This window comes from Allobosea sp. P4_E12 (genome assembly GCF_056401655.1).
Genome location: NZ_JBFUIY010000018.1, coordinates 82,522 through 94,303 on the forward strand (window position 1 = coordinate 82,522; position 11,782 = coordinate 94,303).

Here is an 11,782-nt window from a genome sequence, read left to right on the forward strand (position 1 = left end):
CCCCGGTCGGACCGCCGGAGACGGGGCCTTGCGGTTGAAATCGGCGGGCAGCTTCCCCACCTGCCTTGCCCGATGTCCTGCCAACCCAAGAGCCGATGAGCCAATTGATCCAGAAGCGCGCGCTGCTGCTGCGCAATCCCAAGGCGCGGCGTGGCCAGGAGTCGATCACGCCCCTCCTCGAGCGGCTGGAAGGCGGCGGGCTCACCGTAAGCGTTGAAACCTTCGAGGCATTGCCCGAGATCGCCCGCGATATCGTACGCCTGCGCCACATGGCGGATCTCGTCATCGTTTGCGGTGGCGATGGTTCGGTGTCCTCTGCGGCGCTCGCGGCGATGGAAAGCGGCCTGCCGCTGGGCATCATCCCGATGGGCACGGCCAATGACCTGGCTCGAACGCTCGACATCCCGATGGACCTGCTGGCAGCCGCCGATGTGATCGCGCGTGGCGAAACGCGCCCGGTCGATGTCGGCACGGTCAATGGCCACGCCTTCTTCAATGTCGCGAGCATCGGGCTGAGCAGCGAGCTCGCGCAAAGTCTCGACCCGGTGCTGAAGCGGCGTTTCGGAAGGCTGGGTTACGCGCTGGCCGCCATGAAGGTCATGACCCGGGCGTCCAGGTTCAGCGCGACCATCACCGAGAAGGGGCGGGCGATCGACGTCGAGACCTATCAGATCGCGGTCGGCAACGGGCGGCACTATGGCGGTGGCAATGTGGTGCAGGAGAATGCCGAGATCGATGACGGGCATCTCGACCTCTACAGCCTGGAGATGACGAACCTCTGGAAGCTGGCATTGATGCTGCGTTCATTCCGCTCGGGAACTCATGGTGCGTGGCGCGAGGTTCGCACTGCGAAATGCGTCGAGTTCGACATCGAGACGAAGAGGCCCATGCCGATCAACACTGACGGCGAGATCGTCACTGCAACGCCGGCCCATTTCAAGGTTCATCCCAAGGCCATCTCGATCTTTGCGCCGGCCTCCGCCACGCATTTGGCAATGGCGCGCCCTTCCTTGTATCACCGTTGACGAGGCGCTTTGGCGTGGCAGGGCTGCCTGGCAACATGGCCGCGATGCTGGGCGGACGGTAAAGCCGAGCCTCGCGACCTGCTCCGCTACCGTCAGGCAGGCACAGTGTCTGCCGCGGGCATCGCGGCCTTCATATCCATCCACGCCAGCTCGAGGACATGGCCGTCCGGATCCTCGAAGGCGCGGTTATACAAGAAGCCCAGGTCAATCGGGTCACGAACCTCGATCACATAGATGCCGAGCAACTGTTCCTTTGTCTCGGCAAAGGGACCGTCGGTGACGAGTGTCCCGCTCTTGCGCACGCTTGTCGCGGTATTGGTGGGCATCCGCCGAACCACCGGCCTGAACGTCCGGCCCGATTTGTCGTGTACGGCAATCAACCGGTCGACGACGACCGCTTCCTCCTCGCGCGACCAGGCGGTCGTGATATCCTCGTCATGGTAGCACAGCACGGTGTAAAGCATCTGCAGACCTGCCTTCGGTTCAAGGACGAAGCTTGAGCCCCCGTGCCGACATGTGGTGCCAGAATTTTGCCGGGTGGCCTGCCACCTGAAAAGATCGCGCTTGCCACGAACTCGCAGTGTCCCGAAACGCGCTGCCGGGATCGTTCAGACGGACAGCTTGCCCAACGCGCGGATCGTTTCCATGAGGCCCTTGTGCAGTTTCTTGTCGCGCCGGACGACGATCGCCAGCGTGCGCTTGAGGTTCGGGGTCAGGCTCCTCACCGCGACGCCGGATGGTGCTCGGTGGCCTGCGACGGCCATGCCTGGCAGGACGGCACAGCCCAGCCCTGCACCGACGAGTTCCTTGATGGCTTCGACGCTCCCCAGCGACATGATCGGCCTGAGCGTCACCCCAGACTGAGAGAGCCACGCATCGGCAATGCTGCGCGTCCTCCCGCCGGGCTCGAACAGAATCACGGGCCGTCCGGCGAGCCAGGCCGGGTCGACCTTGGCGGGAAGCGGCATGTCCTGCGGCGCGATGAGCACGAACTCGTCGTCGAGCACCGGGGTCACGTCCAGCATGCGGCCCGCTGCAGGCAACGTCACCAGTGCGATATCGATCGCGTTCTCCTCGATGGCCTTGAGAAAATCGGTCGTGTTGCCGGTGGTGACCGTGATCTCGAGCGTCGGGAATTTCCGGCGGAGTTCCTTCAGCACCGGTGGCAGCAGATAGATGCAGGCCGTTGCGCCTGTTCCGAGCCTGACACGTCCCATCGCGCCCTTGCCATGCCGTGCCATGGCTTCGGTCGCGCTGCCGACCAGGCGGCCGATCTGGTGCGCATAGCCCAGGAGTTCATCACCTGCCGGGGTTGTCTGGCATTTGCGGCCGATCCGTTCGATCAGCGTCACTCCCAGACGCCGCTCCAGCTGGCGCAACTGCAAGCTGACCGCGGGCTGCGAGAGCCCTCGGCGTTCGGCCGCAGCGGTGAAGCTGCTCAGCTCCACGACGTCGACGAAGGCCTGTAACTGATCGAGACTGAGATTGGACACCCAAAGAATATCTCATGCTCCGTATAATGAGGCAAATCTTCCCTAATGACGGAGGGAGGCGTAGCCAGGGTGCCAGGATCCACCTTCGAAGAGCGAAACATGCCCAGCCTGGCGGAATGCCCATCACAGCCATCGGCCATCTCGTCGTCCAGGGTCGCAATCCGCGCGGCGCAAGAGCGCGACCTCGAGACCATCCAGGAGATTTATGCGCACCATGTTCTGCATGGGCTCGCCAGTTTCGAGACCGTTCCGCCTTCGCTCGACGAGTTGGCGGCCAGGCGCGCCGCTGTCCTCGATCTCGGCCTGCCCTTCCTGGTTGCGGAAATCGACGCGGCGGTCGTCGGCTACTGCTATGCGACGTGCTACCGGCCCCGGCCCGCCTATCGATATACGGTGGAGGATTCCGTCTATGTCGCGCCGGGAATGGCAGGGCGCGGCATCGGGAGCCGGCTCCTGGCCGCCCTCATCGACCACTGCGAGAGGGGCCCCTGGCGCCAGATGGTGGCCGTCATAGGCAATAGCGACAATCGTGGTTCGATCGCCTTGCACGGCAGGCTCGGCTTCGAACCGGTCGGCACGTTTCGGGCAATCGGCTTCAAGCTGGGAGGGTGGCTGGACACGGTGCTGATGCAAAGGGCGTTGGGCCAGGGAGCCCATACGCCACCAGATGACGGTTCGTATCCATCGGCCTCGGCATGATGCGCCCCTGGGCGGTCTTCAATCTCGGTCTCACGCAGCTCATCTCATGGGGGGTGACGTATTACCTGATCGGCGCGTTCGGCAATCTGATCGTCGCGGATACGGGCTGGTCGCGAGAGGCGGTCTACGGAGGGTATTCGCTTGCCCTCTTGGTGATGGGGCTGAGCTCTGCGCCGATTGGCGCACTGATCGATCGAAGGGGAGGGCGCTCCGTCATGATCGGGGGAGCGTGGCTCAATGCGCTCGGCTGCCTCTTGCTCGCGCTGGGAGGCAATCTCGCGCTCTACTTCACGGCCTGGTTCATGCTCGGTCTGGGCATGCGCATGTCGCTCTACGACGCTGCCTTCGCCACCCTGGCGCGGTTGCTGGGTAGCGACGCGCGCCGCCCGATATCCCAGATCACGCTCCTGGGAGGCCTGGCCTCGACGGTCTTCTGGCCGATCGGCAGTGCTCTTGCGGAAACCCTGGGCTGGCGGGGAGCCGTGTTCGCCTATGCGGCGATTTCTCTGCTGGCGATCCCGCTGCTGATCACATTGCCCGTCCCCTCGCGGCCGATCAGGTCGTCCTCCCGGTCCAATACCGGCCGCATCGAAACCCCGCGTCGGAAGATTTGGGCGGCAGGCCTGTTTGCCTTGATCGTGACGCTGGCGAACTTCCTGAATTCGGCGATGTCTGCGCACATGATTGCGATGATGGTCGGCCTCGGGTTGAGCGCGTCGACTGCAATCATGGCCGCGAGCTTCCGTGGGATCGGCCAGTCGGCGGCGCGCCTCTGCGAGGTCCTGTTCGGAGCCCGGGTCGATCCCATTGCTCTCAACCTCTTTGCCACCGTCGTCCTGCTCGTCAGTTTCGTCGCTGGCTTCCTGGCGGTGTCGACTTGGCAGGCTGCGCTTGTCTTCGCCTTCATGTATGGCGCCGGCAACGGCTTGCTGACGATCACGCGGGGAACCGTGCCGCTCATCCTGTTCGATCCGGCGAGCTATGGACGCTTCGTCGGGACACTCGTGGCCCCGAGCTTCCTGCTATCGGCCACGGCGCCGATCGCCTATGCGGCCACGATCACGCGCTACGGCGACGCGGGTGCGCTCCTGCTGTCGGCCGCGGTCGCAACCGTCGGGGCCTTCGCAGCGCTCGCCTTGTTCGTTCTCGGCCATGTGCGAGCACCCTGACCTGGGCGAAGCCGGGCCGCCGGCGTTTCGCTAAAGGACGTAATCCTTGTAACGCTCGATGTATTCGCGCGCGCTCCGGTTTAGTTCTCTGATGCGCATCTCGGCGTCGTCGGCGTCGCCTCGGATGATCGCTGCCAGTACGGCCCGATATTGAAGTATGCCCGCCTGGGCACGGCCGGGAAGGAGCGCCACCCGACGGATCGTGACACGGGTGCGGTCGTAGATGCGCTCGAGCAGATCGGTGAGGACCGGGTTGCGCGCGGCTTCGGTTATGCGGGTTCGAAACGTCTCGATTGCCTCGACATGGCGGTCGATATCGCCTGCCTTCAGGCTTTCCTCGAATGACGGGCCGAACAATTCGCTGATGTCGTCCCAATCGCCCCTTTTCGAGTTCAGGGTCGCCAGCCGAACGGCGAGGCCGTCGAGCGCTTCCCGTACCTCGTAGAGGCGATATGTGGTCTCCATATCAACCGCGGAGACGATTGCACCCTTGTTGGGTTCTCGTGTGATCAGGCTGCGGTCTTCCAGCGTCGCCAGCACCTCGCGCGCCTTAGCTCGCGGCAAATCATAGGCCTGGGCCAGATCCTCTTCCGGAATGCGGCTGCCAGGGCTGATCGCCCGCGAGGAAATTTTCCTGCGCATGTCGGCGATGGCGCCCACGACAGTCGCCGCCTTTCTCTTTTGCCTAGGCATTCTGCAACCTCACGGTGTCGGTTCCCTTCGATAGAGCGGCTGAACAGATAGATCAATCGTCTCGACAACAGATTGTACAATCGATTGCAAGATAGTTGACACACGAAAATGTACACGCTTAACTCCACTCATGGCGATTGCCGCCGGGGAGGGAGCCGCATGAGGCTGAATCAAGAATTGGCCGTTCCGGGCCCTGAGTGCGCATCGTTGCTCGACAGGCGGAATGCCGCCGTGGCGCGTGGCGTCGCGAATGGCCCGCCGGTCTTTGCTTCACACGCCTCCGGCGCGAAGCTGACGGATGTCGACGGCAATGCGTTCCTGGATTTCGCGGGCGGAATCGGCACGCTGAACGTGGGGCACGCGCACCCGGACGTAGTGCAGGCGGTGAAGGCCCAGGCCGACCAGTTCCTGCATACCTGCTTCAATATCGTTATGTATCCCGGCTATGTCGATCTGGCCGAGAAGCTCATCGAACTCGTTCCCGGTTCATGGCCGAAGAAGGTCATGCTCCAGACGACCGGCGCGGAGGCGGTCGAAAACGCCATCAAGGTGGCGCGCAGCGCGACGGGGCGCCAGGCTGTCATTGCTTTCGAAGGAGCCTTCCATGGCCGTACCTTCATGGCTCTGTCGCTCACCGCGAAGGCGCCGGCCTATAAGAGCGGGTTCGGGCCCCTGGCGTCGGAGATCTACCGCGCGCCGTTCCCGGTCCTCTATCGTTCCGGCCATGAAAGCGAAGAGGCTTGCAGCGCGGCCGCCTTCGCCGAGTTTGCTCGGCTGGTCGAAATGGAGGTCTCTCCCGACGCCGTCGCTGCAGTGATCATCGAGCCGCTTCAGGGCGAGGGCGGCTTTCATGCTGCGCCTGCGCCCTTCCTGAGGCAGCTCCGCGAATACTGCACGCGGCACGGTATCGTGCTCATTGCCGACGAGATCCAGTCCGGTTTCTGTCGGACGGGCGAGTGGTTCGCGACGCAGCATGCCGGCATCGAGGCCGACCTTTACACACTCGCCAAATCGATGGGCGGCGGGCTGCCGATCGCCGCGTTAGTCGGACGCGCCGAGCTGATGGATGCGCCCCGTGTCGGCGGTCTGGGCGGGACCTATGGAGGCAATCCTCTTTCCTGCGCCGCCGCCCTGGCCACGATCGCGGTGATGGAACGGGATGATTATCAGGAGAAGGCCCGCCGCATCGGTGCGGTCGTCGAGGATCGTTTCTCCGGCTGGGCGCAGCAATATGCGATCGTCGGCGATGCGCGTGGCCTCGGGGCGATGCGAGCCATCGAGATCGTCCGGGATCGCAAATCTCACGCGCCGGCCGGCGATCTGGCGGCTCAGATCGTCGAAGAGTGCTATCGCAATGGTCTGATCCTGGTGAAGGCTGGCTTCCACGGCAACGTCATTCGCTTCCTTGGGCCGCTCTCGCTGGAGGCGGAGGAGTTGGAGCGCGGCCTCGGCATTCTCGGCGATGCGGTCGCCGCCGCAGACCGGCGCGCCAGCCCGCTGGCAATGAGCGCCTGAGATCGACATGAACACGCTTCTCAAGCTCAAAAATGCGCGCAAGGTCGTGAAACTGCTCGGCAATGCCGGGTCGGACAGCCAGGTTCTGGTCCTTTACGACCTCTTCACCGATCATAATGTCGAGGCGCTGGCGATCGCCCTGTCCGAAGCCGGCGCGGGCGTGCACCTCATGCAGATCGAGGGCTCGTCGAGACATGGGCGGCAGCTCTCCGAGATCACCGCGCAAGCCATGAAGGCGTCGGATCTCGTCATCGGACTGACCCGCGCCAATATCGCACACACACAGGCGCGTCAGGAGGCCACGCGCGCCGGTGTGGGAGTCATCGTTCTGCCCGAGTCGCATCAAGGCGATTTCTTCCTGGCAGAGGGTTGGGAGGCGGATTTCGTGGCCTTGCGGCCGCAGATCGAATGTCTGGCCGATGCCTTCACCCAGGCCGGCACTGCCCGTGTCACCAGTCCCGACGGGACGAACGTGACCATGAGCATCGCCGGGCGACGTGGTCGCGCCCTTCATGGCTTCGCCAACACGGTCGACATCTCCGCAGGCTACTGTCTCGAGGCTAGCCTGGCGCCGGTGGAGGGAACGGCCGAGGGCGTCATTGTCGTCAACGCCAGCATTCCAGGCGTGAGCCTGATCCGTGACGAGCCCGTCCGCATCCACATGGAGAAGGGCATGGCGGTCGCGATCGAAGGCGGAGCCGAGGCCCGGATGTTCAGCGACCTCCTGAAGAGCTTCAACGATCCGCTGGTCTATAATCTCGGTGAACTCGGCGTCGGCATGAATCCGAACTGCGTTCTCGACGGCACCATGCTGTCCGATGAGAGCGTTTACGGCTCGATCCAGCTTGCCCTCGGCACCAGCGCCTATATCGGCGGCACAGTAAAGGCCGCTGCCCACTACGACACCATCCTCACCGACGCCACGCTCGAGCTGGATGGACGCGCCGTCCTTCGCGGCAGGGACCTGCTGCTGGAGTACGTATGATGGGCATCGAGGTTTCGCGCGACGGGACAGGCGTGGTGACGGTCCTGCTCAACCGTCCCGAGAAGCGCAACGCTTTCACCATGGAGATGTACCAGGCGTTCGGCGCAGCCTTCTCCCAGCTTGAGAGTGATGACGCGGTCCGCTGCGTCGTCGTCAGGGGCGCCGGCGGGCATTTTTGTGCCGGGAGTGACATTGGCGGCTTCGGGGATGATCGCGACGGGCGCCAGCAAGCCCGCGACTATGCCGACTTCACGCTTGCGATGACGGACCGGCTCAAGAACCTGCGTCACCCGACTGTCGCCTGCATCGAAGGCGCTTGTGTCGGGGGCGGCCTGGAGATCGCCTCGATGTGCGACATCCGGATCGCGGCGTGCTCGGCCCGGTTCGGAGTGCCGATCAACCGCATTGGCATCACGCTGGACTACCGCGAGCTTGAGGACATCGTCGCCGTCATCGGCCATTCCGCGGCGCTCGAAATCCTGCTGGAAGGTCGAATCTTCGGAGCCGAGGAGGCTCTGTCGAAAGGACTCGTGACCCGGCTTGCCGATGATGATGCCGTCGCCGCCGAGGCCTATGGCGCCGCAGAGCGGATCGCCGGCGCGGCGCCTCTGGTCAATCGCTGGCACAAGAAATTCATCCAGCGCCTGCGGCAGGGCGGGACGCTGACGCCGGAGGAAAGTGACGAAGCCTATGCCTGCTTCGACACCGAGGATTACCGGCTGGGCCGAGCGGCGTTCGGACAGAAGATCAAGCCGGCTTTTGTCGGGCGCTGACAAGAAGATGACAGGTAAAATTCCGATGAGCAGCCGTCCGTCGCCAATCTCCGGCATGAAGGTCCTCGATCTCTCCCAGATCATGGCGGGTCCTTACTGCACCATGGTCCTGGCCGATCTCGGTGCCGAGGTGATCAAGGTCGAGAAGCCCGTCACCGGCGACGATTCCCGTGAGATGGGCCCCTATGTGAACGGCGAGTCGACTTGCTTCGCGCAGATCAACCGGAACAAGGAGGGTATCTCCCTCAACCTGAAGGATCCGCAGGCGCGCGATATCCTTTACGACATGGTTCGCTGGGCCGATGTGGTGGTGGAGAACTACCGGGTCGGCGTGACGAAGTCCCTCGGGGTCGACTACGAGACGCTGAGCAAGATCAATCCGCGCCTGATTTACTGCTCGGTGTCCGGCTACGGCCAGACGGGGCCTTATTCCGGGAAGGGCGGCTTCGACCTGGTCGCCCAGGGCCTGACCGGCATCATGAGCATGACCGGCGAACCCGACGGCCGACCCCTCAAATCCGGTATCGCGATTTATGATGTTGGCGCGGGTCTCACGGCCGCCTATTCGATCATCGCGGCCCATGTCCATCAGCTTAAGACCGGCGAGGGCCAGCACATCGACATCTCCCTCGCCGAATGCGGTCTGCCCTGGTTCATCTGGGAGGCTGCCGCCTATTTCGCCGAGGGTACGGTGGCAAAGGCGACGGGCAGCCGCCACCGCGTTTCGGCGCCGTACCAGGCACTGCGCACCGGCGACGGCTTCATCATCATCGGAGCCGCGAACCAGCGGACGTGGGAGAAGCTCTGCCGGGATGTGATCGGCCGTCCGGAACTGATCACCGACCCGCGATTTGTGACCAATATGGACCGGCTCGAGAACATCAAGGCGCTCGAGCCCCTGCTCGAAGAGGCTTTCGCCTCCGCCGATGCTGCGACCTGGATCGCGCGCTGCGAGGCGGCCAGTGTCCCATGTGGTCCGATTAACGACTTCGGACAGGCGATGAATGACCCGCATTACATCGCTCGCGGCATGATCGAGGAGATCGACCATCCCAAGCTCGGTGCCATGCGGATGATCGGGATTCCGACCAAATTCTCGAAGACGCCAGGTGCAATCAGGAAGCCGGCCCCACTGCTCGGAGAGGATACCGACAGGGTCCTGCGTCGGTTCGGCATTTCGGATGACCAGATCGCGAGCCTACGAGGCCGCGGCGCCGTTCAATAGACCGTCACTCGGGGGCGGAAAGCCGCCCCCAACCGTCCAAGAATAACGGCAAAAGCCAACATAGGGGAACGATGATGAAACAGCCTTACAATCTGTCACGCCGCGCCTTTTTGGTCTCAGGGACCGCCGCAGCAGGCCTAGGGGCGCTTCCGGGCCAAAGCTTCGCGCAGGGGGAGCGGGTATTTCGGCTCGGCGCGCTCAACTCGATCACCGGCATCGGCGGCCCCTACGGCCCCTACATGTTGGAAGCGATCAAACTAGCGGTGGCCGAGGTCAACTCTGCGGGCGGTGCGGCGGGCCGCAAGTTCCAGCTCTTCGCCGAAGATGATCAGACGAAGCCCGAGGCGGCTGTCCTCGCGGTCAAGAAGCTCGTCGAGATCAACAAGGTCGAGGCGGTCGTAGGCATCTGGGCGTCCTCGGTCGGCCTGGCGACGATGCCGATCACCAACGACGCCAATCTGATCACGATGAACACCTGCGGCGCGCCGGAGATGCTCACCGAGAACAAGAAGGGCCTCGCCTGGATGTTCCAGGCTTCCAATGCGATCTTCGGGAATGCCTTTGCGGAGGTTGCGCGGCGCCGGGGCTTCAAGCGCCCCGCCGTCATGGCCTTCAACAACTCGACCTTTGTCGGGCAGGCGAACTATTTCAAGAGCGCCTGGGAGGCCAATGGCGGCAAGGTCAGCGCCTTTGTCGTCTACGAGCCCAACCAGAGCAGCTATCGCACCGAGCTTGCCCGTGTCCTCGCGTCGAAGCCGGATGTCATCTCGCTCAGCGCCTATCGTCCCGACGCCACCATCATCCTCAAGGAATGGTACCAGAGCGGCCAGGACTGCAAGTTCATCATGCCTGGCTGGACCGCCAACGAAGACCTCGTCAAGGCGCTCGGCAAGGAAGCGACGGAAGGGCTGATCTCGATCTCGAATGTCGCGGCCGAGCAGCATCCGGCGTTCAAGCGTTTCGCAGCCGAATTCAAGACGATCACCAAGCGCGAGCCCGATATTTTTGCCGCGCAGTGCTACGACATGGTGATCACGCTTGCCCTTGCCCTCGAAGCTGCGGGAGCCCAGGCGGACGTCGCCGCCATCAACGGTCAGATCCGCGCGGTCACCGGGACCGGAGGCACCAAGGCCAACTCCTTCGTCGAAGGCCGCGATATCCTGCGCAAGGGACAGAAGGTCGATTACGACGGGGCGTCCTCGCGTCTCGAGTTCGGCAAGCATGGCGAGACGGTGCCCGATTTCGGTGTGTTCGACATTCAGGACGGCAAGCTCGTCCTGAAAGAGACCATCCCCGGCCAGCTGCCGGCATAGGAAGGTCGCACCGATGGATTGGATCTCGATCGCTAACGCGGTCATCAACGGCGTCGTGATCGGGATGTTACTGGCCTTGCCCGCACTCGCGATCACGCTCGTGTTCGGCATTGCTCGCTTTCCCAATGCGGCCACCGGCGACTACATGACCCTGGGCGCCTACACGACCATTGCCTCCCAGATGTTTCTGGGAGGCTCGATCGTAACCGCCGTGCTCGGCGCGATGACGATGACCGCCGCTGTTTCGCTGTTGATGTATTTCTGGGTCTTCCGGGCACTGGCGGAACGCTCGCACGTCGCCCGGCTTATTGCTTCCATCGGCGTGGCCTTTGCCGTTCGCAGCACAATCACCTTCTTCGCGGGGCAGGACCAATATGTCGTGGACCTGCCACTGGTGCGGGCCTGGAATTTCGGCGGAATCCGCATCCTGCCGACGGATCTCTACATCGTCGGCGCTGCGATCATCGCGCTCCTGCTGGTTTTCTGCGTCATGTATCTGACCCCGACGGGACGTCGCATGAGGGCGATCGCGGACAGCTCGGAACTGGCCGCCGCGAGCGGCATTCGAGCGCGCAGGGTGATGATCTTCCTCTGGGCCGTGGCCGGAGCATTCTGCGGACTCGGTGGTGCGCTGCTGGGCATCAAGGCAGTGGTGCTGCCCGAACTCGGCTGGGAACTCCTGATGCCGATGTTTGCTGGCGTGATCCTCGGCGGGATCGGCAGCCCTGTGGGCGCGGTTCTGGGCATCGTGACGTTCAGCATCGCGCAGGAAGTCGCGAGCTTGTTCGTCGGCCCTGCCTACAAGGTCGTTCTCGCCTTCCTGATCCTTCTTTGCGTGCTGCTCCTGCGACCGCAGGGAATGTTCGGCCGTCCGATTGCAGCGAGGTGATGC

The 11,782-nt window shown here is 63.6% G+C and carries 12 protein-coding genes; 9 read left to right on the forward strand and 3 right to left on the reverse strand.

Annotated elements, in window-relative coordinates:
• Positions 1-95: 95 nt before the first annotated feature.
• Complete coding sequence (locus AC1DW9_RS22425) at positions 96-1,025, forward strand: lipid kinase (RefSeq protein ID WP_441505760.1); 930 nt, start codon at positions 96-98, stop codon at positions 1,023-1,025.
• Between the two features lie 92 nt (positions 1,026-1,117).
• Here AC1DW9_RS22425 and AC1DW9_RS22430 read toward each other — a convergent pair whose 3' ends face one another.
• Together AC1DW9_RS22430 and AC1DW9_RS22435 are read right to left on the reverse strand one after the other, a co-directional pair.
• Complete coding sequence (locus AC1DW9_RS22430; protein WP_476775520.1) at positions 1,118-1,489, reverse strand: YciI family protein; 372 nt, start codon at positions 1,487-1,489, stop codon at positions 1,118-1,120.
• 144 nt (positions 1,490-1,633) lie between these two features.
• Positions 1,634-2,518: a LysR family transcriptional regulator gene (locus AC1DW9_RS22435; RefSeq protein ID WP_476769455.1), complete on the reverse strand. Its 885-nt coding sequence runs from the start codon at positions 2,516-2,518 to the stop codon at positions 1,634-1,636.
• A gap of 99 nt (positions 2,519-2,617) precedes the next feature.
• Here AC1DW9_RS22435 and AC1DW9_RS22440 point away from each other — a divergent pair, with 99 nt between their 5' ends.
• Together AC1DW9_RS22440 and AC1DW9_RS22445 are read left to right on the forward strand one after the other, a co-directional pair.
• Positions 2,618-3,217 carry a GNAT family N-acetyltransferase gene (locus AC1DW9_RS22440; RefSeq protein ID WP_441505757.1) on the forward strand — a complete coding sequence of 200 codons (600 nt, stop codon included), beginning with the start codon at positions 2,618-2,620 and terminating at the stop codon, positions 3,215-3,217.
• Positions 3,214-4,386, forward strand: coding sequence for an MFS transporter (locus AC1DW9_RS22445; protein WP_476775519.1), 1,173 nt, complete (start codon positions 3,214-3,216; stop codon positions 4,384-4,386). The genes AC1DW9_RS22440 and AC1DW9_RS22445 overlap by 4 nt, the downstream gene beginning before the upstream one ends.
• 30 nt (positions 4,387-4,416) lie before the next feature.
• Here the strand turns inward: AC1DW9_RS22445 and AC1DW9_RS22450 are convergent, their stop codons facing one another.
• Positions 4,417-5,046, reverse strand: a complete 630-nt coding sequence (locus AC1DW9_RS22450) for a GntR family transcriptional regulator (RefSeq protein ID WP_441505755.1) — start codon at positions 5,044-5,046, stop codon at positions 4,417-4,419.
• Positions 5,047-5,238: 192 nt separating this feature from the next.
• Between AC1DW9_RS22450 and gabT the strand changes: the two genes are divergently transcribed.
• The 6 genes from gabT to AC1DW9_RS22480 all read left to right on the forward strand — a co-directional run bounded on the left by gabT (position 5,239) and on the right by AC1DW9_RS22480 (position 11,779).
• The gene (gene gabT, locus AC1DW9_RS22455) at positions 5,239-6,594 is read left to right on the forward strand and encodes a 4-aminobutyrate--2-oxoglutarate transaminase (RefSeq protein ID WP_441505754.1); all 1,356 of its coding nucleotides are present in this window, start codon (positions 5,239-5,241) and stop codon (positions 6,592-6,594) included.
• Between the two features lie 7 nt (positions 6,595-6,601).
• Positions 6,602-7,579 (forward strand): aminopeptidase, encoded by a 978-nt coding sequence (locus AC1DW9_RS22460; protein WP_441505753.1) that lies wholly within the window; start codon positions 6,602-6,604, stop codon positions 7,577-7,579.
• Entirely contained in the window at positions 7,579-8,352 is a 774-nt protein-coding gene (locus AC1DW9_RS22465) for an enoyl-CoA hydratase/isomerase family protein (RefSeq protein ID WP_441505752.1), read from the forward strand. Before AC1DW9_RS22460 ends, AC1DW9_RS22465 begins: the two co-directional genes overlap by 1 nt.
• Positions 8,353-8,377: 25 nt before the next feature.
• Complete coding sequence (locus tag AC1DW9_RS22470; protein ID WP_441505751.1) at positions 8,378-9,577, forward strand: CaiB/BaiF CoA transferase family protein; 1,200 nt, start codon at positions 8,378-8,380, stop codon at positions 9,575-9,577.
• Positions 9,578-9,651: 74 nt separating this feature from the next.
• Positions 9,652-10,890, forward strand: coding sequence for an ABC transporter substrate-binding protein (locus AC1DW9_RS22475; protein WP_441505750.1), 1,239 nt, complete (start codon positions 9,652-9,654; stop codon positions 10,888-10,890).
• Between the two features lie 13 nt (positions 10,891-10,903).
• Positions 10,904-11,779: a branched-chain amino acid ABC transporter permease gene (locus AC1DW9_RS22480; RefSeq protein ID WP_441505749.1), complete on the forward strand. Its 876-nt coding sequence runs from the start codon at positions 10,904-10,906 to the stop codon at positions 11,777-11,779.
• Positions 11,780-11,782 lie beyond the last annotated feature (3 nt).